This is a genomic window from Corynebacterium heidelbergense (assembly GCF_028609845.1).
In the GTDB taxonomy this organism is placed as follows: Bacteria; Actinomycetota; Actinomycetes; order Mycobacteriales; family Mycobacteriaceae; genus Corynebacterium; species Corynebacterium heidelbergense.
In genome coordinates this window covers 274,949-293,866 of sequence record NZ_CP063191.1, presented here as the reverse complement: position 1 = coordinate 293,866, position 18,918 = coordinate 274,949, and the positions used below count along the sequence as shown (strand labels likewise).

The window sequence follows — 18,918 nt, the reverse complement described above, 5'->3', positions numbered from 1 at the left end:
CCCGCGTAGCAAAATCAGTTTCCGAATGCCCCGCTTCGGCGATGCCATCTTGGCGTCTGCCGCCGTTCTGATGGCTCTTCTCTACACTGCGTCCCCCACACCTGTCTCAAGCACGGTGGGCGTTTCCCAGACTGTTATCTCCTGGTGCTTCGTCCCGTGTCTTCTGTACTGGCGAAGTTGTCCACGAGGTTCATCCGTGGGCCTTGTTGTGTGCCTAACCGGGTGGGCGGCGACCTGGTTCGTCGCTCTACCTGAGAACCCAGGATTCTCCCCATGGTTGATCGCGGCTCCTATGGCCGTGTTCAGTCCAGCTCTTCTCTGCAACCAGTCCCGCTATCCCCGGGCAGTCCTAGCCGTGACGATGGTGGGTTCACTCGCGTCGCCTGTCATGTGGAAGCTCAACAACGAGCTACGAATGCAATATAGCCACGGTAGCGAATTTTTGATTCGACTATCTCTCCATTGGTTGCTGCTCGTCTGCACTTACTTTATCGCCAGAAGGATTCATGCTAAGGAAGTCGAACGTCTCAGAACTATGCGCCAGGCGCAACGGGAAGAACGCCTTCTGATCTCGCGCGAGATACACGATCTTCTGGCACACTCACTCACATTGATCAAAGTGCAATCCAGTGCTGGCCTCATCACCGCAAACACCAACCCCTCCAGCGCCGTAGACACTTTGTCCTCCATCAAGCAAGAAGCGGACCGCGCTCTACTCGAAGTGAGGAAGGTTGTCAGAGCGTTGCGGTCTCAGGATTCCGGCACCCCTACGCCAACTGCACCGGAGGCTTCGATAGGCACGGTTTTAGATTCATTTCGCCATGCTGGTCTCAGGATCAACGCCAATCTCCCGGCTGAACCAGCAGAGCTGGATCCGCTTACGGACCTCGCCCTCACCCGAATTACCGCGGAAGCTCTGACCAACGTCGTCCGGCATCAGGGGGACGACGCAACAGTGAGTATTTCTCTTAAGTACGGGTCTGAGGTGCGCTTGCTGGTGGAATCGTGGGGACGAAGACAGCACAACTCCTCAGGTTCAAGTACGGGCCTAATCGGTTTGCGAGAGAGGGCCGATGCCCTCGGAGGCGCAGTTACCGCCGGAGGCGATCCACAGCATTTCCAGCTGACCGCAATACTTCCCCTGAAGGAACATTGATGCCGATACGAGTTCTGCTTGCAGACGACCAACCACTCCTACTGTCGGCTTTGTCCACTGTACTTAACGCATCCGAGGGCATAGAGGTGGTCGCGACCGCACGCGATGGCCGCGAGGCCATAGACATCGGCATGGATACCTCCTTCGACGTTGCGGTTCTCGATATCCGTATGCCTAGGGTGGACGGGATCGAAGCTCTACGCCAGCTCTTACGACGCCAGCCCGGACTGCGCGGCATCATGCTGACTACCTTCGATGATGAAGATCTCGTCCAGGCGGCACTAGTTACTGGAGCACAGGGTTTCATATTGAAAGACACCGAGCCCGAAGAACTCGCGGCAGCGGTCCGAAAGGTCTTCGCCGGAGAATCGGTACTTGATAGCTCAGTTACCGGTCCCGTCTTAGAAACCTTCCGAGCTGCACTCGATGACAAGCCACTCACTGCCGAGCAGGAGCACAACCTCCGAGATATCACCGCGCGGGAGAGGGAAGTACTTGTCCTGGTCTCTGAAGGCTTAACCAATATGGAGATTGCGGAAAACCTGCACGTCGCTGAAACGACTGTTAAGTCTCACGTCTCCTCGTTGCTGCGTAAACTGAAGGCCCGTGACCGAGTAGCACTGGCCCTCATACCCCACCGCACCGGGTTCACCTCCTCCCACCGTAGGACGTAACGCGACCCAAAAATCCCCCGGACGACGGATGTATCGAATTTCCCGCTGGGCAAACATTGGGGGTCATGCGACAGTTTTCGATCAGCCTTCAACACATCTCCAAAAGCTACGGCGGGCAGCGAGTACTCGACGACGTTAGTTGTGGTGTGCGCGCAGGCACCGTCCATGCTCTGCTTGGGAGAAACGGTGCCGGCAAGTCCACCCTCTGTTCCATCTTGCTGGGCCTAACCCCTCCTGACGCCGGATCGGTAACGGTCTCCCGCGAAAACGGGCAGCCACACCTGGCGCAGGCCATCGGAGCATCGATTGACGGTCCGGCGTTCTACGGTCACCTGTCAGCCCGCCAGAATCTTCTTGTCCACTGCCGACTGCTGGGGCTTCCGACCAATGAAGCAGATCGTGCCTTAGCGGTCACAGGCCTTTCCCATGCGGGAAGAAAGAAAGCAAAGACTTTTTCCACGGGGATGCAGGCACGACTAGCCCTTGCTCAAGCCATACTTGGAGATCCTGAAATTCTGGTCCTCGATGAGCCTCAAAACGGGTTAGATCCCGACGGCATAGTTCAACTGCGGCAACTCCTCCGACGCTGGGCAACGAACGGCGGAACCGTTCTCGTGAGCTCGCATCAACTCGGCGAGGTGCAGAACCTCGCAGACGACATAACTATCCTCTCGGAAGGCAAAGTCGCCTACACAGGAGGACTTAGCAGTCTTGCTCCCGCAGGTGATTTGGAAGAGGCCTTCTTCAGTGCAACCAAGGGGGGACTCCCATGACCTTTATCAACGTTCTCATAGCGGAGTTTATCCGAACTCGGGGAACGGCCTTACAGTGGCTGCCCCTGCTGGGAGTCCCCCTGGCCCTGATGTCTTACAGTATGTCGCTAGTAGTCACGCCGGGAGGCGACGTAGCTGGGCCCCTAGCATGGCAAGCTCTTTACACAACGGGGTTCTGGGCCCCCTTAGTGGCTATATTCGCGGCAAGCGCCGAATCCCGCGAAAGACGGGCTCGAACAGGGGCCACTGCCTGGATCCCAGTCCCCTGGTGGAAGGTAGCAGTTGCCAGATGGATCACCGTATTCCTTTCTCTCGCTACCTTCCATCTATGCAATTTTGGTGGCACGTACCTGCTTGCAATGGCGACGGGACGTTCAGGAACCTCTTCACTTCTGCGCCTTGGCGTTCTCTGTCTTCTGGGATCGACGGCGATGTCCGGCCTAGCCACGGCTTGCGCCCGGCGAACCAACCTGGTTGTCACACTGGTTCTAGCGCTTGTCTGGCAGGTGTGTGCCCTCCACACGTTGACTGAGAGCGACACATGGTGGCTGTGGCCATTCGGTTGGCCGATCCGCCTCGTTTTGCCAACCATGGGGGTACACAAAAATGCGGTTCCAATGACAGCTGATGACCCCCTACTCTCTGAAAGTCCGTGGCTGGCATTTGGCCTCACCGTCGGCCTGGCTCTCTTTGGACTACTCCTGGCTCTGCTGACAAAGCCGAATCAGCAAAGACCGCGGCGACGGAAGCTCCGTCGTTCTCCTGAGGCAGAGATTCCTCTACATCGAGAGAGCGGACAAACCTGGTCACCGGCCGAGAGTAGTCGGCAGTTGACCTCTTTTCGGTCAGCCCTGCTAGCCCTCGTGCCGGTGATTCTAACCCCCACCCTCATACTCTGCCTTGTCGGGTCCGTGTTTGGTATCGGACTGCTAGCGATTCTTTATCCATCTAGCTATCTGACCGGTGCATTCACCTTCTTGATCCTACCTTTGGGCAGCGGCCTGTTAGGAGCGCTAACGTGGCCGGTTCTAAGTGAAGCATGGAGTGTTGTCCGTTTCGAACACAAGCTGGCAAGTGCCGCGTACATTGCCTGGATGATAGCGATAGTTACTTTAATGAGTTGCGTGGCGCTTGTCGGCAGCTTTCACTCCGGGATGTCCGTATCAGAGGAAGTCCGTCGATTCATCCTGTTCGTTTTTGTGGGAATTTGCTGGTCCCTCACAGCGCTACTGATTCAGTTGTTATTCGGGCGCAATACCTCAATCATCATCACGGTCATACACTGCGTGTTCACGATAACAATCGGTGGTGATGTATTAGCGGAAACCGTCCTCTGGCTTGGGGCTTTCCAGGCATGGCCAGAAACTGCACTCTCTTGGGGCCGTTTCGTCATTGCCACCCCGATAGCGCTGGGAGCGGCAGGAGCCGTCGCCCTCCTGACACATCGTCTGCTCGACCGGGTATCGGGCAAGCGGTACCGGGGAGAATGAACGACCGAGAAACGAACCCTTTTCCGAGCTAAGCGGTCCTCAATCCCACAGTACTCAGTAGATGCCAAGCGATTTTCCGCTTCGGGGCTCGGGACCGGAGTCCCGGTCGCCTATACTATTTAGCGATTCGGGAACCGGAAGGGATAGGAATCTCATGAACGCCGTAGCTGTTTCTGACTGACCTCTCCAACAGGAATATATTCCCGATGTGGAGCCACACATGGCGCCTGGCAGGACAGACCAGAAGGGAAACTCGACTCCAAGTCCTTTTGCATTGACCCCCGGTGGCGCCTTCAAATCCAAAGACCGCTTTGGAGTCAAACGCATGCCATAGAGCAGTATCGATATCGAGAGCCTGCTACGGCACGGAGCTGACGTCGAGGATCGCTGCAGCTATGGGATTTTCCGGTGAAGGGACACGCTCACGATACATCTTCCAGGTGCCGATTGGGTCTTCATTCCTTTGCCACGGCCGGCTTCAACCCCGGCATGCAGGGAGCTTGGACTCTCTCATTCTGAAAAAGGGGAGCTGGTCAATTAACTACCCGTCTCCGGTCAAGCTCTACCCGGCGGCTGTATCATCCGACCGCTGACCGGCGATCCCGGTGCCACTACCTGTGACATGGCGGGCCTTTTTCGCCAATTGGAGCGAGGGCACCGCCAAGCCGAGCGCGAAGGCACCATGCAGCGGTTTGGCGCATTCGATTCAACCGGAAAGCCGTGCGTCAGTGTGGGAATGTTTGCGCCCGATGACTGCGCCCGGTTCTATTCGCTATCGACCGACCTTCATCAACGGCGCAAGGGCTTGACCAGCCCAGCCAACCTAGTGAGGTTAGCCCAGCAAAGCCAGCCCCCCTACCCCTTTAGCACGTCGTGCACCACAACGGTCTGGTCCCGCCCCGGCCCCACACCGATGTAGGAGATCCGGCAGCCGGACAGCTCTTCGAGCCGGTGCACGTAGTCCTGCGCCTTTTCCGGCAGCTCCTCGAAGGTGGTGCACCCGGTGATGTCCTCTTCCCACGCGGGCATCGTCTCGTAGATGGGGGTGGCGTGGTGGAAGCCGGTTTGAGTCATCGGCATTTCATCATGGCGCTGACCGTCCACATCGTAGGCCACGCAAATGGGAATCTCCCCGATGCCGGTGAGCACATCCAATTTGGTGAGGAACAGATCCGTGAACCCATTGACCCGCGATGCATAGCGGGCAATAACACTGTCGTACCACCCGGTGCGGCGCTTGCGACCGGTATTCACACCCACTTCTCCACCTGTAGTTTGTAAGAACTCACCCCACTTATCGAAGAGCTCGGTGGGGAAAGGCCCGGCACCCACGCGGGTGGTGTAGGCCTTAATGATGCCCAACGAGGTAGTAATGCGGGTAGGTCCGATCCCCGCGCCCACGCAGGCCCCACCAGTGGTGGGGTTGGAGGAGGTAACGAAGGGGTAGGTGCCGTGGTCCACGTCCAGCATCGTGGCCTGCCCGCCCTCCATGAGCACGTGTTTGCCCTCGTCCAGCGCCTTGTTCAGTTCAAGGGAGGAGTCGATGAGCATGGGGGCCAGCCGTTCCGCGTGGCCGAGGAAGTACTGCACCACCTCTTCCGGGTCCACGGCGCGGCGGTTGTACATCTTGACCAGCATCTGGTTCTTCTGGTCCAGCGCAGATTCCACCTTTTGCCGCAGGATGGATTCGTCCAGCAGGTCCTGTGCGCGGATACCAACGCGGCTAACCTTATCTGCGTAGGTCGGGCCGATACCGCGCCCGGTGGTACCGATGGCCCGTTTGCCCAGGAACCGCTCGGCAACCCGGTCGATAGCCACGTGATAGGGCGCCACTAGTTGCGCGTTGGCGGAGACCCGCAGCCGGGAGGCGTTCGCGCCGCGTGCTTCCAGCCCATCGATCTCCTCGAACAGCGCTTCCAGGTTCACCACGCACCCGTTGCCAATCACCGGCGTAGCGTTTTCGGAGAGCACACCTGCGGGCAGGAGCTTTAGTTCGTACTTCTCCCCGCCGACGACCACGGTGTGCCCCGCGTTGTTCCCCCCGTTGGGTTTGACCACGTAATCCACGTGACCACCCAGGATGTCGGTGGCCTTTCCTTTGCCTTCATCGCCCCACTGGGCGCCGACCACAATAATTGCTGCCATAGGCCTGTCATAGTACTAGACTTCCGGAAATGTTCACCTTGCTGCTGTGCTGCGGAATACAGCCGCCATCTGGGGTGAGGGCCGACGAGATCCGCCCGCTGCCTGCTGTTCCAGGGCGCCGTGATCTGCAATTTTTGGACGCCATTACCGAGCGCTTTGTTGTTAGCGTCCCCAAGAGCTTGGAGGAATTGGCACGCAGCCCGGAGGTGGCGCATCAAGGGGAACCGGCCCCCGCGCCGCACCGTACGAGTGAGCCGGTGAGGGCTGTGGTCCTGGGGACGGACGCGGCGCTGGCGGCGGTGGCGACGAAGCTGATGCGGATTGACGCGATGTGGGTGGAGCTGGGGTATGCGCCGGTGGAGGCGGGCTCGTCGATCGCGACGGTGTGGGGGCTTCAGGGCTTCGCTGGCGGCGGAGCCGGGGGAGTCACCGGTGCGCGGATAGGCGGGGGGCGTGACGGGCTCGACTTTGCGCTGACCGCCCCCGCCAAACCGACCGCCGTGATTCGCGACGACCATGGCGTGGTCACGCTTGGCGCCGCAGAGGTGACAGGGCTCGGCGAACATCCGCTAGTGGGAGAAGTGATCGTGGATTCCGAAGTGCTGTATTCGCACGCCGAGAACAGTCGGGCCGGTGGCAGACGCGGGGCCGAGCGCGGCGCAGCCCCCGGTGTACGCATGGTTCCGACGACCGGCCGACCGGGGCTGGCCGCAGTGCAGCTTCCGCCGCGGCCGCTCAGGGGGCTTTTTGGGCGGTGGCGCGCGCCGGTGACGCCCAGCTATGCCCCCACCGTGCTGCAGGGGCGGGCGCTCCAGGCAGGTGGGCAGGAGATACGGCTGGTTCGCGACGGTGTGGAGCACCCCCGGCCGTTGAAGGCCGTGACCTTCTATCGGCACTTACGGGACGGGCATTTCGTGCGGAACTAAAGGAGCTAGCGCGCTACGCCATCCTGTATCGGCGCAGCCAATCCAACACCTAGCCCAGAATGGTGGAGGAGGACTGCCCGGCGGAGTTGATCCAATCGCTACTTCCCGAGCTTCCCGCGCTGCCGGCGGGGGGGGGGAGCGGGAGTGGGGGTGGGTTCCGGTGCAGGCTTGATGCGATCCGAAAGCTGCGGCGGGTTGGAGTCCACCACCTTGAAGGCCGTTCCGTCGAGGGGCACCATCGTCTCTAGGCTGGCAACATACTTGTAAGTCCCAAACTCAAAGACGTAAGTCCCGGGCGCCAGGTCCGCCGGGACGGCGAACTGGGCGTGCACCGTGCGAGAGCCGTTACCGGCGGAGTAGGAAGAAGTGTTGTGCAACCCACGTACCCCGGGGTCACATCGGGGTTGCCGGACTGCCCCCATTTCGGGTCGTTATATCCGCGCCCGGGCGGAGTGAAGGTCGTGCCCCGGGTGGTGACGGCATACCGGCTATCGCCGAGGATGTTGGCACTGCCGTCCACATAGTTCACCCCGGCCGGTGGGTTCAAACCTTGCTCGTAGTAACGACCCGTACTCGTCGTCATGGTGCCTTCCACGGTCACCGTCTGACCGGGAGTCACGACAAGCGGGTCGCTAACGCTGTGTTCAGCACCCTCGATGGTGCCGGAGTAGTTGCCCGTATCCGCGGCCTTGTTGTTGGAGCGAGCGCCGGGCAGGCCCACGGTGATGGTGGCGGTGTCGTCCCACTCGGCTTCTTCAGCGATACGCCGGGGGTGGTGAAGCAATCGGCCACCATGCTCAGGGAGATGGGGAAGAAAACCGCTGTGGCCTGAGCGTTGATCGTGCCCTTCACGGTCTGGGTCACCGTGGAGAAGGCCACCGGCCCGTCGTGGGTGGCCTGGAACGTGAGGTTCTGGACCGGCGAGCTGATCTTTACCGTCTTCGCGGGCTCGTCGAGCGTGGCAACCAGTTGATCGCGGATGACGAGTTCACCGTTTTCCAGGGTTACTCCCGCAGGCGGATTCACCAGCGAAAGGTTCGGGCTCACGGCAACTCGGACCTCGCTGCTGCCCATGGAGGCACTATTGAGCTGGCTGACCTGATCGAAGGTGACGAGGACGTCACCCAAGGTGATGGTGAAAGTGATGGTCTGACCATCAGTCGCGAATTCCGGTGAATCCACGGTCACTGAGGCCTGTGTGTTGGTTGTGAATTTCCCGCCGAGGGATCCGGCGTCCACAGCACATGACAACGGCAACGTGGAGGACACCGGAACGGCACCAGCGGCGGGGAGGGAAGAGGCGAACAGGACTGTGAGGGAGGTGGCGGAGGTGATGGTGGATGCGATGAGAGCGCTACGGCGAGCGGTGTAGTGTCTCATATCTCCAGAGGTTAAGGCCCCCGATGCGCTGCCACATGACCTGTGCGGAAGATACATTCGTTTCTTACGGGCGCCCCGGGGGCCCCGATACCCGCACGCCACCTCCGGCAGCACATCTGTGGGGAACTTTCTTTGAATCTCACAGGCAAAACGTGCGGGGAGGGGGACGTCCCGTAAGGTGTGGAACATTGAAATTCTGGCAGATCTGCGCCGACGTTCCGCGGCGCGGCGAACATTGCGAAAGGCAATTCGCTTTATCCAAGCATCGTCGATCGAGTGAAGGCAGGGCGTGAACTGGTGATCCGTAGGCAGGGGTTCAAGTTCAGGAGGGTGCCGGGGATTGATGGCCTGCGCGGACTCGCCGTGTTGGCCGTGGTGATCTACCACTTTTTCGGCAACTTCATGCGAGGGGGTTATCTGGGGGTTGACGTCTTCTTCGTTATCTCCGGCTTCCTCATCACTTCCCTGCTGGTACGGGAACGGGCAACCACGGGAAAAATCAACGTGGGGGAATTCTGGCTCCGGCGTTTACGGCGCATAGTCCCCGCTGCCTTATTCGTCCTGTTCATCGGAACCATTGCTGCAGGTTTTATCGGCGGGGATTCGGCCGTACACCTCAACTTCCAGTTTCTCGGGGCCCTGCTGTTCGTCAGCAACTGGACACAGCTCGCGGATGCCAATTCCTACTTCACCGATGCCGGGGTCCGGGTCTTTGCCCACTACTGGTCACTGGCTATCGAGGAGCAGTTCTACCTGATCTGGCCCCTCCTGCTTATCCTGCTTAGCAAACTGAAGATCAAGCCCAAGCAACTGCGGATGATCGTTGTCGGTGGTGCCCTGGCTTCCTTCCTCTGGATGGTCATCAACTACGACCCCAAGGTGGACCCAACCCGGGTCTATTACGGGACCGACACCCACGCTTTCGGCCTGCTGCTAGGCGCTGCCCTGGCCCTGTGGTTGACCAGCGATTCGCCGAACGTAGACGCCGATACCTGGCCCGAGTTCCATAAGCGCCGCATTCTCCGCCGCATCGGCCTAAGCCTTGCCGCCATGCTGGTACTGCCCGGCCTGATCGCCCTGTTGTTCATCCTCCCGGACACCTCTGCCTGGACCTACCGGGGCGGACTGCTCTTGGCCTCCCTGCTGGCCACCTCCGTTTTGTACTTCCTCGTGCGCGGCGTTCTCCCGATGAAGCAATTCTTCGAGATGCGGCCGCTGCGCTGGTTGGGCCGTATTTCCTATTCCCTGTACTTGTGGCACTGGCCCATTGTGGTGCTCCTCAGAGAGCTAACGCACTCGATCAAACTGTTCCACACCCCCCTGTTGGGTCTGCTGGCCCTTGCGATTTCCCTTCCGCTCGCGCACTGGTCCTTCAAATATATCGAAACCCCGATCCATCGGCGCGGTTACCGGGCCTGCCTGCGTTCCGCGTTGGGCAGTGGCGCACCTATTCTGCGCCGCTTAGGAACCGTGGTGGCGGCAGTGGGCATCATCGCCGCTCTTATCGTCTCCATTCCGCACGCGCCCCAAAGGACCAAACTGGAACAAGACCTCGAAACCATCAACGCTGCGAAGTCCGCTGCCCAGAAAGCGGAGGAGGCCCAACAGGCTGAGCTGGGGAAGCGGGAGATGCCCACCGGCGACAAGATCTCTGCCATCGGCGATTCCGTCATGCTGGCCTCCACGGGTGCCCTGCAGCAGCAATTCCCCGGGATTTACGTTGACGGTGCGGTTTCCCGGCACTATCAGGCAGCCCCCGCCATCATCGATGAGATGAAGGCGAATGGCACCCTAGACCCCTTTGTTGTCCTTGGTTTCGGCACCAATGGCGCCTCTTCGGGTGCGCATCCGGGTCTCCTCGATGAGGTTCTTGACGACGTCGGCCCCGACCGCGTCATCGTGCTTGTTCTGCCCTATGGCGACCGTTACTGGATGCCCGAAGCGGAGGCGGAGGTCCTGGCCGCCGCAAAAGCCCGCGACAACGTGTACGTCGCAGATTGGTGCCACGCCGCCAAGAGCCACCCGGAGAACCTCCGCGAAGACGCGATTCACCCCACCCCGGAGGGGGCCACGATGTACGCCACGGCAGTGAAGAATGCGCTGGAGGACTGGAAGGCGGGCAAGCACAACACAGTTGGCGCCTGCGGGGTATAGCGGAGAACCCCTACCCCATGACCTCCGGCGGGATCCACGGGCGATCCACCGTAGGCACCAGGCACGCCATGGCCGACGCCCGCGAGTAACCGCATACCTGCAGCGCATCGACGATGATCGAACGGCACTGCGCCAGCACCACCGTGCCGGAAAGCCCCGTGCCATCGGCTGAGGCTAAGGACGCATTCGCCCCGATGCGCTGAAAGTTTCGTACGATCTCCGGGATCTCCACCGCCTCCGCGCGCGTCCCCCGGGTGCCGCCGATCGCGTACAGCGCTCCCAGGTGCCCCAGTTCGTTGGAAATGTCCCGGATCAGCAAGATGAGTTCGGGGCGGACTGCTACTTCGTCCTCGACCAGAATCTCCGCCCGCCGCGCCAGCACCCGGGCGTTGCGCATGACGTTGTCTACCGGTACCAGGATGCGCGTCATGGACTTTGAATGGCGGCGGGCGGTCCAATACATCGGGGAGATGGAGACCATCTCGGATCCCCCTTGCGCCTGGTCCAGCATGGCGTTTACGGACGTCTGGGTCCCGCGCGCTTCTTGCAGGGCAATGGCGATGGCGCGCCCATCCCCCTGCTCCATTCCGGTAGCCACATCGTCCAACACCAACGAGGCCTTGGAGATCAGCGCGCTAATTTCCCGTCGGGCGGCCCGCAGCGGGGAATTTGGCACCACCGCCAAAACGATGAGGCCGATCACCCCTCCGATGAGGGCGTCGATGGCACGGTTGAAAGCCCCGGAGGAACCCGGCGGCAGGATGGTGGCGATCAGCACACTTGTGCTGGCCGCCTGGATGGCCACCATGCCCGCCCGGTCCACAAAGGTCCCGGCGAGGATAGCGGCAAAGACCACGAGGGACACCTGCCAATAACCGCCGCCGATCACTGAGATGAGGGAGTCCCCGATTGCCACCCCCACGGTGGCCCCCAACACTAGCTCGAAGCTACGACGGGCACGCTTCCCACCGTTGACACCAAGCGAGAGGACGGCCGCAATCGGGGCGAAGAAGGCCTGGGTGTGGCCGAAGATGTTCACCGCGACCCAGAAGGCCAGGCCCGCGGCGATAGCGCACTGCAGCGCGAAGACAAGGGTTTCCCGGACCCGGACGAGACCCCGGATAGGCGCGATGCGCCGCAGGCTGGCTGCGGCGGCGCGGACTCCGGGGCGTTGCATAGTGACCATTGTGGCCTACGACGCCCGACCCTGGCGCGGGAGGGGGTGCCGCCCCGGTGCGGTGCCGCCGTGCCGGGGTGCTTCTGCCGGGTGCCGCCACCGCGAGAAGTCGCACCGCGTCCTAGGTTGTGACGTCCGCCCAGACAGCCAGGTGATCGCTCCCTTTGATCTGTTCCGCTCCCCCACCCAGGCATCGACCGGTCGTCAAAACGTGGTCCAAGCGAAACGCGGGGCTGGTCGCGGGCCATGTCGGCCGATGCGCCAGGTATCCGGTGCAGGAGTGTAGACCGGCCTCCGACAGCAGCGCCCGGAACCCTGGATGCCAGCGCGTGGAATTGAAATCACCCGCCATCACCAATGGCTGCTTTCCCGGCGGTTCCTGCCCGCCGACCCCTTGTCCATCCACGTGGTGCCCGGTCACCCACTGCCGGAGGCGCGCGATATCGCTTAGCCATTGCTCCCTTGCCGGGCCCGTCGGCGCGACGCTGTGCACACCCACTAACCGCACCTGATTCACCGTCCCCGGGAATACCGTGAGCTGCGGGAGTTGGAACTGTGTCACACCTGGTACGAGCTGAGCCAGCCCACCGGTCCGGGCAAGGTACGCGGGGCTCGCGAGCGTGGCCACCCCGGCAGGGCCCTTGCGTCCCGGCGGCCCAGAACCACCTGGGTCTACTGGTGTCAGAGAGGTCATCCCCGTAGCCGCGGCGACAGTGGAGGCCTCCTCCTGGTCCGTCTCACTAAGGAAGACCACGTCTGGGCGCACGCGCTTGATCACCGCCGCGAGCTGCTGATCGTCCGCCCCCTGGAAGAAGGTGTTGGCGGCCATGACGCGCACAGTCCTCGCGTCCTGTCGCGCCTCCTGCGCCGTAGCCGAAGTCTCGCGTTCCTCCACGCTCTTCGACGGCACAGGGACACGCGGTACGGCCACACAAAGAACCACACCTACCAAACCGACTATGGCCGCCAGCACCACCGCAGGCCAAAACCGGCGGTGCAAGCTCAGCAGGAGCGTCACCCCCACAGCCAGTACTACCCCACCTAGGAAGGCACTCGCTTGCAGCTCGGCTACCAGCGGCCATGCGCCCGTGGGCCGAAGGGGCCACAGCGTGGTGGAGAGCCACACGGCCCCAGCCAGGCAGGCGCACGAGCCCAGCACGATCCGGGCGGCCACGCCGCCTCGCGTCTGCTTCGGCACTACAGTTGTGCCACGCCCAGCGCCTCGGCCGCACGCGGATCGCAATCATGCAGCAGGTTGAGGCAGCGGATGACCTCGTCTTCTTCCCGTAGCGCGTGGGCCGTACGCACCAGCGCGCCGATCGCACTGAGTACGCCCCGGTTCGCCTCGTGTTCCCAGGGCACCGGGCCGGTTCCGCGCCAACCGTTGGCGCGCAGCGCGTCCAGGCCACGGTGGTATCCGGTGCGGGCACAGGCATAGGCCTGCACGGGCTGGCCTTCGTCCAACAGGCGCAACGCGAGAGCTGCCCACACCCCGGAGTCCTTGAGGTTCTCCGCGGCGAGCTGCTCCAGCCGCTCGGCGGTCTCGTGCGTCTTATGCGTCCCGGGCTCCGCCGCGCCATCACCGACATTCACGGCGCTGGCGAAAGCGTGGGGCAACCGCACTTCCGGGCGCTCGGCGCCGAAGAGGTCGCGGCTGCGCCGAGGCTGCTCCTGCGGCTCGTTTTGTCCGTCTGCCATTCCTCGCCCTACTTGGACACGGAGGTGCCGGCGGAGTGCAGGTCCTGGCAGGCCTCCACGACACGAACGGACATGCCCTCCTCGGCCTTCTTCAGGTAGGAGCGCGGGTCGTAGACCTTCTTGTTGCCCACTTCCCCGTCGATCTTGAACACGCCGTCGTAGTTGGAGAACATGTGGCGCGCGATGGGGTTGGTGAATGCGTACTGGGTATCCGTGTCCACATTCATCTTGATAACGCCATAACCTAGCGCCTGCTCGATCTTTTCCTTTTCGGATCCGGATCCCCCGTGGAACACGAAGTCGAAGGGGTTGGAGCCCTCGGACTGGCCCAGCTTCCGCTCGGCGACGCGCTGGCCCATCTCCAGCACCTCCGGGCGCAGCTTCACGTTGCCCGGCTTGTACACGCCGTGGACGTTCCCGAAGGTTGCGGCCAGCAGGTAGCGGCCCTTCTCGCCTACGCCGAGGGCGTCCACGGTCTTCTCGAAGTCCTCTTCGGTGGTGTACAGGTTGTCCCCGGCCTTGGCTTCCACACCGTCCTCTTCACCGCCGACCACGCCGATTTCCACTTCCAGCACAATCTTGGCGGCTGCGGCGTCGGCGAGCAGGCCCTGGGCGATCTCCAGGTTTTCGTCGATGGGGATGGCGGAGCCGTCCCACATGTGGGACTGGAACAGCGGGTTTTCGCCTGCCTCCACCCGCTTGCGGGAGATCTCCATCAGCGGGCGGACGTAGCCGTCCAGCTTTTCCTTCTGGCAGTGGTCCGTGTGCAGGGCAACGTTGACGCCGTAGTGCTTGGCGGCCTCGTGGGCGAAGGCGGCCAGGGCGGTGGCTCCGGCGACCATGTTCTTGACGTTGAGGCCGGAGCCGAATTCAGCGCCGCCGGTGGAGAACTGGATGATGCCGTCGGACTCGGCGTCTGCGAAGCCCTTCAGCGCTGCGTTGATCGTCTCGGAGGAGGTGCAGTTGATCGCGGGATATGCGTATCCGCCCTCCTTCGCCTTGTCCAGCATGTCGCGGTAGATGTCGGGGGTTGCGATAGGCACAGGGAGCCTCCAGTTGAAAACGGTGATAGTCAGTACTGATCCCAGTATGCCCCCAAAACCCTCACTTCGCTGTGAGATCCACCCCCGAAACGCGGGCGGCGGCTTCCATGAGCATCCATCCGGACAGTTGCACCGACAGGTCCCGTTCGGCGATGTCGGAGCTGGCCACGGCTCCGGCGATGGTGGCCCCAACCAGCCCTCCGGCCTGCGGCAGCACCGCGTCGGCGGCCCAGTTGCTGGGGAACACGGGCAGGCCGTCGACTTCCAAGCGGTGCCGCCAGGCGGATTCGGCGGTGGCGAGGACCATCTTCTTCGCCAGCCGCTTGGCTTGCAGCGCGGCCGCCCCGACCTCCGGCAGCTTCTCCGCCACGAGCGCCAGGTAGCGCACGAGGATCCCGTTGAACAGGCCGCCGTCCCCGCCGGAGGAGGTCCAGTCGATCACCCCGAGCCGGTTGGCCATCTCCTCGTGCACCGCGGAAACCAGACCGATGGTGCGGGTGATGTAACGCATCCCCACATCCGAAAGGTCCTGATCCGCTACCCCTTCCGCAGCCCGCTGGGCAACCGCCAGCTCCGTGCACGCCCCCAGCATCACGCCCTGGCAGTAGGAGTACAGGGCGGTGACGTTCTCCCGCCCGTGCATCCGCATGCGCAGCCCATCCATGACCAGCCCGTATTCGTTGATGAGATTGTCGAAGACCCAATCCGTCAGTTGGGCGGCGAGGTTCAGCCGCCCGGTCCGCGCGGCCATGATCGCGGCGGGCCCGTTGGTGGGCACGTTGTAGAAGGTCTCCTGCCCCCGCCAGGGAAGCACACCGGTGAGACTATCCACCCCGGCCAAAATGTTCTCCTCCAGCTCCTTCCGGCGGTCCTTTACCTCGAGCTGGTGGCGTGCCTTGGTGGAGCATCCGCCCAGTTGTTCCACGCGCCACAGGGCGAGGGCGAGCCAAGCCTTGTCGTCGTAGTAGTTGTTGCGGGAGAACTTGCCCATGTTCCGCACCCGCATGCCCCGGATGGTCCGGTTGATCGTCGTGATCCGGGCGCCGGTGCAGCGGCGTTCGGCCGCGTCCACTTGGCAATCCAGGTAGTGCGCCTGCCACCAGTAGTGCCACCGCACGAACAGTTTGTCGCGACCGGTCGGCGGCCAGGCGATAACGCCCAGGTTGGTGCGCGGCACGGCCCATACTGTGCTGGCGTGCCGGTCCATGATGGCCTGTTCGCTTAGGTCAGCGCGGTGATCCCAGTGTTCCGGTGTGATGCTTGGCACGGGAACCATCATGCCCGATGAACAATCTTCGTGCTATGTACCGCATTCACCCGGTGGGCGAAACCGGTTGCTAGGCCCCCGGGAATACAAACCGGTAGCCCCTGGCGGTCACTGCCCGAACAAACACGGGTCGTCGCCCTCTACCAGGCCCGGGAAAGGTCCGCGTGCTGCCGGATCCAGGTGTGCATCGCGATCCCCGCCGCCACCCCCGCGTTGATGGATCGGGTGGAGCCGAACTGGGCGATGCTCACGGTCATTTCCGCCAGCTCCTGGGCATCCTGGGTCACCCCCGGGCCCTCCTGCCCGAACAGCAGCATGCAACGCCGGGGCAATTGCGCGGTTTCCAGGGGCACGCACCCCGGTGTGTTGTCCACTGCGACCACACTGAGGCTCTGGGAGCGGGCGTATTCGAACACGGTGTTGGTGGCGTCGTGATGCATCAAATGCTGGTAACGATCGGTGACCATGGCACCGCGCCGATTCCACCGCCGACGGCCCACAATATGCACCGTATCCACCGCAAAAGCATTGGCGGTGCGCACAACGGTGCCGATATTCGCGTCGTTTTCGAAATTCTCGATCGCAATGTGCAGGGCATGACGCCGCGAATCAATATCCGCGACAATCGCTTCCCGGGTCCAATATCGATAGGCGTCCACCACATTGCGGGTATCACCGTTGTCCAGCAGTTCTGGGTCCAGGCGCGGGTCATTCGGGCGCGGGATGCCGGGGTGCTCTTCTTCCCATTTTTGGACGCCAATACGGCGCGCTTGCCATTCAGTGGGGCCTAATGTCATACCTTCTTGCACATTCCGTCCACGAGGAAGAGTTGGGCCAACACGTAGGTGGCCATGACGGCGCCATCGGTGAGGGCATCCAGGCGGGGGAACTTCTTCAGCAAAGTCAGCCGCTGCAGAATAAGCCCGTCGGACAGGATGAAAAGGTTCCCGCCGAGAGCGGCGGTGGGGTTGGCGTCGTGCGCCAGAGTGGAGGTCAGCGCCAAAGCCGCACCATATCCGGCAGCCGCGGGCAGTCCCTTCGGCAGCAGGGCGGCGGCGATACCCGCACCACCGACCCAAATGGGCAACCGGGCTAGCGCGGGGAGTTTACGAATGCGGGCGCCTGCCTTGGCCAGGGCCACGTGGTAGGCAACCTGGTTCAGGGTGAACGCTGCGGCCCCCTTGTTGAGGTTGGCCGCCCGGGTCTGCGGGCTCGGGCTGCGGGAGTCCTTGCCCATGAGGATGACGTCCCCCGCCAGGCCCCCGAGGAGGCCGAGGGTGGCCGACAATGGCGCTCGGCGACGAATCGCATCCGCCGCCAGGAGCGGCATCAACGTCGGCTTCACCACCTTCGTGACACGATCGCTCGGAATGGCTGCGGCGACGGCCGAAGCTGCCCCGGCGGTCAGGTAGGCAGTGCGCAGAGGGTGGGCAAAAGGAGAAAGCTTTGCTGATCCAAACATGTTGCAATTATGGCCATTAGGCCAGGCCCATGTCAGCCAATCCCAGAAGGGAGCGGTACTCCACGCCCTCTGCCTCGATGACGTCCTTGGCGCCGGTATCCCGGTCCACCACAGTCGCCACGCCCACGACGGTCGCCCCAGCTTCCCGCGCTGCGGCCACGGCCGTGAGGGGTGAGTTGCCAGTGGTGGTCGTGTCCTCCACGATGAGCACCCGCTTGCCCTCAATGCTCGGGCCCTCGATGCGCCGCTGCATACCGTGCTTCTTTGCTTCCTTGCGCACGACAAACGCATCGATGTCGCCGCCGGCGTGCATCACCGCAGTGGCCACCGGGTCCGCGCCGAGGGTCAGGCCGCCGACGTGGTCGTACTCCCAGTCCGCCGTGAGCTCCCGCAGCAGCTTGCCGATGAGCGGGGCGGCCTCGTGGTGCAGGGTCGCCCGCCGCAGGTCCACGTAGTAATCGGCCTGCTTCCCGGAGGAGAGGGTGACCCTGCCATGCACCACGGCAAGTTCCTTGACCAATTCGGCGAGACGGGATTTGTCACTCATGGCTTACTCGCAGGGGACCTTTCCACAGGGGGGGCGGGCGGACTCTAGGGCAGAAGCGGCCGCAACGGCGCTGGCACCGGGACGCTCTGGGGGATCGCATCCAACAATGGCTGGGCTGCCGGTTGAGAGGCGGAGCTGCCCGGGATGCTGCCCAGGGCGTTGGCGGCGGCCTGGCGGGCCGGGTAATCCACCATACCCGGCGCGAGCCCCGGGGCCAGGCCCGGCACAGCGCTACCCGGCGCCGGGGCGAACGCTGTCTGAACGTCGTTCGTCAACTGCTGAGCATTACCGTACGTGGAGGCGGCGACGGAGAAATCCGAACCATACGACGCGGTGGCGTTGATGCTGGAGCGGTCATCGGACCAGCCGAACTTCGTGCCCAGCACGCCGGGCAGGGTGGCGGTGCCGTAATCCTGGCGGTAGCCATCGGCGGCGACGGGACTGGCGGAGGCCAGGGCGAGCAAAACCGGGTCGGAGGGGTTCTGGTGCTTCTTGGCCTCCAGGTAGCGCACGCTATCGGCGGTGGAGGTAGTGGAGTTGCCCCAGTGGGCGGCACCGTGGGTCCGATTAAGGCCGTAGGCACCTGCCGTGTCGTTGATGGAATTGGGGTACTTGGCGTAGAGCTGGCTGGCGATACGGTCGTCGGAGAAACGCAGCATCTGAGTGGCCTGGGCCTGGTCCTCCGGGGTGCCGTGGGCGAAGACATAGTCTGCGATGTACATCTTCACGATAGACAGACCCGGGCGAGACTCGTTCTCGTTGGCGGTCCCCGCGTGGAATCCGGTCACGCTGTTCTGGAAGGAGATCTGCGTGCGCGGCGGGGCCGGGATCATGCCGTTCTGCGTGATGGGCGTGGGGGCCGCGTCGGCGAGGGGAGCGCCGAGCATTGTGGCGGCGGCTGCCGCGGCGGCCGTAGCGACTGCGGTTCTCCGGCGCGGGAACGTGTGCAGGCGGCGTTTTTCCAGGCGGTGCTTTCCCATGGAGCGGCTCTTTTCCACTAGTCGGAATGTTTAGTTGTTCAGTCTT

18 protein-coding genes are annotated in these 18,918 nt (G+C 62.8%); 6 read left to right on the top strand and 12 right to left on the bottom strand.

What is annotated here, in order from left to right:
• Positions 1–388 precede the first annotated feature (388 nt).
• The 4 genes from CHEID_RS01190 to CHEID_RS01175 all read left to right on the top strand — a co-directional run bounded on the left by CHEID_RS01190 (position 389) and on the right by CHEID_RS01175 (position 4,093).
• Positions 389–1,156 (top strand): sensor histidine kinase, encoded by a 768-nt coding sequence (locus CHEID_RS01190; protein WP_181645902.1) that lies wholly within the window; start codon positions 389–391, stop codon positions 1,154–1,156.
• The gene (locus CHEID_RS01185; RefSeq protein WP_112769316.1) at positions 1,156–1,830 is read left to right on the top strand and encodes a response regulator transcription factor; all 675 of its coding nucleotides are present in this window, start codon (positions 1,156–1,158) and stop codon (positions 1,828–1,830) included. The genes CHEID_RS01190 and CHEID_RS01185 overlap by 1 nt, the downstream gene beginning before the upstream one ends.
• 65 nt (positions 1,831–1,895) lie before the next feature.
• Positions 1,896–2,603 (top strand): ATP-binding cassette domain-containing protein, encoded by a 708-nt coding sequence (locus CHEID_RS01180; protein WP_112769317.1) that lies wholly within the window; start codon positions 1,896–1,898, stop codon positions 2,601–2,603.
• Between the two features lie 869 nt (positions 2,604–3,472).
• A complete protein-coding gene (locus CHEID_RS01175; protein ID WP_146743848.1) occupies positions 3,473–4,093 on the top strand; it encodes a hypothetical protein in 621 nt (206 codons plus the stop codon).
• Between the two features lie 855 nt (positions 4,094–4,948).
• Here CHEID_RS01175 and CHEID_RS01170 read toward each other — a convergent pair.
• On the bottom strand, positions 4,949–6,238 hold the full coding sequence (locus tag CHEID_RS01170; protein WP_112769319.1) for an adenylosuccinate synthase: 1,290 nt from the start codon (positions 6,236–6,238) through the stop codon (positions 4,949–4,951).
• A 29-nt stretch (positions 6,239–6,267) separates the two neighbouring features.
• Between CHEID_RS01170 and CHEID_RS01165 the strand changes: the two genes are divergently transcribed.
• Positions 6,268–7,164, top strand: coding sequence for a hypothetical protein (locus CHEID_RS01165; RefSeq protein WP_112769320.1), 897 nt, complete (start codon positions 6,268–6,270; stop codon positions 7,162–7,164).
• A gap of 98 nt (positions 7,165–7,262) precedes the next feature.
• Here the strand turns inward: CHEID_RS01165 and CHEID_RS01160 are convergent, their stop codons facing one another.
• Complete coding sequence (locus tag CHEID_RS01160) at positions 7,263–7,541, bottom strand: hypothetical protein (protein WP_273661191.1); 279 nt, start codon at positions 7,539–7,541, stop codon at positions 7,263–7,265.
• 238 nt (positions 7,542–7,779) lie between these two features.
• Positions 7,780–8,544, bottom strand: coding sequence for a hypothetical protein (locus CHEID_RS01155; protein ID WP_273661190.1), 765 nt, complete (start codon positions 8,542–8,544; stop codon positions 7,780–7,782).
• 297 nt (positions 8,545–8,841) lie between these two features.
• On the opposite strand from CHEID_RS01155, the gene CHEID_RS01150 reads away from it, so the two are divergent.
• Positions 8,842–10,698 (top strand): acyltransferase family protein, encoded by a 1,857-nt coding sequence (locus CHEID_RS01150; RefSeq protein WP_238599355.1) that lies wholly within the window; start codon positions 8,842–8,844, stop codon positions 10,696–10,698.
• 10 nt (positions 10,699–10,708) lie between these two features.
• Here the strand turns inward: CHEID_RS01150 and CHEID_RS01145 are convergent, their stop codons facing one another.
• The 9 genes from CHEID_RS01145 to CHEID_RS01105 all read right to left on the bottom strand — a co-directional run bounded on the left by CHEID_RS01145 (position 10,709) and on the right by CHEID_RS01105 (position 18,872).
• Positions 10,709–11,875: an FUSC family protein gene (locus CHEID_RS01145; RefSeq protein WP_238599354.1), complete on the bottom strand. Its 1,167-nt coding sequence runs from the start codon at positions 11,873–11,875 to the stop codon at positions 10,709–10,711.
• Between the two features lie 121 nt (positions 11,876–11,996).
• On the bottom strand, positions 11,997–13,073 hold the full coding sequence (locus CHEID_RS01140) for an endonuclease/exonuclease/phosphatase family protein (protein WP_112769784.1): 1,077 nt from the start codon (positions 13,071–13,073) through the stop codon (positions 11,997–11,999).
• Positions 13,073–13,573: a DUF3151 domain-containing protein gene (locus tag CHEID_RS01135; protein WP_112769783.1), complete on the bottom strand. Its 501-nt coding sequence runs from the start codon at positions 13,571–13,573 to the stop codon at positions 13,073–13,075. Before CHEID_RS01135 ends, CHEID_RS01140 begins: the two co-directional genes overlap by 1 nt.
• Positions 13,574–13,581: 8 nt before the next feature.
• Positions 13,582–14,616, bottom strand: coding sequence for a class II fructose-bisphosphate aldolase (gene fbaA, locus CHEID_RS01130; protein ID WP_112769782.1), 1,035 nt, complete (start codon positions 14,614–14,616; stop codon positions 13,582–13,584).
• 61 nt (positions 14,617–14,677) lie between these two features.
• Positions 14,678–15,892, bottom strand: a complete 1,215-nt coding sequence (locus CHEID_RS01125; protein ID WP_238599356.1) for a glycoside hydrolase family 76 protein — start codon at positions 15,890–15,892, stop codon at positions 14,678–14,680.
• A gap of 131 nt (positions 15,893–16,023) precedes the next feature.
• Positions 16,024–16,680: a TrmH family RNA methyltransferase gene (locus tag CHEID_RS01120; protein ID WP_112769781.1), complete on the bottom strand. Its 657-nt coding sequence runs from the start codon at positions 16,678–16,680 to the stop codon at positions 16,024–16,026.
• Positions 16,677–17,345 carry a lysoplasmalogenase family protein gene (locus CHEID_RS01115; RefSeq protein ID WP_273661189.1) on the bottom strand — a complete coding sequence of 223 codons (669 nt, stop codon included), beginning with the start codon at positions 17,343–17,345 and terminating at the stop codon, positions 16,677–16,679. Before CHEID_RS01115 ends, CHEID_RS01120 begins: the two co-directional genes overlap by 4 nt.
• 16 nt (positions 17,346–17,361) lie before the next feature.
• Positions 17,362–17,892 (bottom strand): orotate phosphoribosyltransferase, encoded by a 531-nt coding sequence (pyrE, locus tag CHEID_RS01110; RefSeq protein ID WP_112769779.1) that lies wholly within the window; start codon positions 17,890–17,892, stop codon positions 17,362–17,364.
• Between the two features lie 44 nt (positions 17,893–17,936).
• Positions 17,937–18,872 (bottom strand): hypothetical protein, encoded by a 936-nt coding sequence (locus CHEID_RS01105; RefSeq protein ID WP_112769778.1) that lies wholly within the window; start codon positions 18,870–18,872, stop codon positions 17,937–17,939.
• Positions 18,873–18,918: the final 46 nt, after the last annotated feature.

Excerpts from the sequence above, each read along its gene's own strand:
- CHEID_RS01135 (WP_112769783.1), bottom strand. The coding sequence starts at position 13,573 with ATGGCAGACGGACAAAACGAGCCGCAGGAGCAGCCTCGGCGCAGCCGC.
- CHEID_RS01165 (WP_112769320.1), top strand. The coding sequence starts at position 6,268 with ATGTTCACCTTGCTGCTGTGCTGCGGAATACAGCCGCCATCTGGGGTG.
- CHEID_RS01120 (WP_112769781.1), bottom strand. The coding sequence starts at position 16,680 with ATGACATTAGGCCCCACTGAATGGCAAGCGCGCCGTATTGGCGTCCAA.
- CHEID_RS01185 (WP_112769316.1), top strand. The coding sequence starts at position 1,156 with ATGCCGATACGAGTTCTGCTTGCAGACGACCAACCACTCCTACTGTCG.
- CHEID_RS01145 (WP_238599354.1), bottom strand. The coding sequence starts at position 11,875 with ATGCAACGCCCCGGAGTCCGCGCCGCCGCAGCCAGCCTGCGGCGCATC.
- CHEID_RS01155 (WP_273661190.1), bottom strand. The coding sequence starts at position 8,544 with ATGAGACACTACACCGCTCGCCGTAGCGCTCTCATCGCATCCACCATC.
- CHEID_RS01180 (WP_112769317.1), top strand. The coding sequence starts at position 1,896 with ATGCGACAGTTTTCGATCAGCCTTCAACACATCTCCAAAAGCTACGGC.
- CHEID_RS01115 (WP_273661189.1), bottom strand. The coding sequence starts at position 17,345 with ATGTTTGGATCAGCAAAGCTTTCTCCTTTTGCCCACCCTCTGCGCACT.
- CHEID_RS01125 (WP_238599356.1), bottom strand. The coding sequence starts at position 15,892 with ATGGTTCCCGTGCCAAGCATCACACCGGAACACTGGGATCACCGCGCT.
- CHEID_RS01190 (WP_181645902.1), top strand. The coding sequence starts at position 389 with ATGTGGAAGCTCAACAACGAGCTACGAATGCAATATAGCCACGGTAGC.
- CHEID_RS01105 (WP_112769778.1), bottom strand. The coding sequence starts at position 18,872 with ATGGGAAAGCACCGCCTGGAAAAACGCCGCCTGCACACGTTCCCGCGC.
- CHEID_RS01170 (WP_112769319.1), bottom strand. The coding sequence starts at position 6,238 with ATGGCAGCAATTATTGTGGTCGGCGCCCAGTGGGGCGATGAAGGCAAA.
- pyrE (WP_112769779.1), bottom strand. The coding sequence starts at position 17,892 with ATGAGTGACAAATCCCGTCTCGCCGAATTGGTCAAGGAACTTGCCGTG.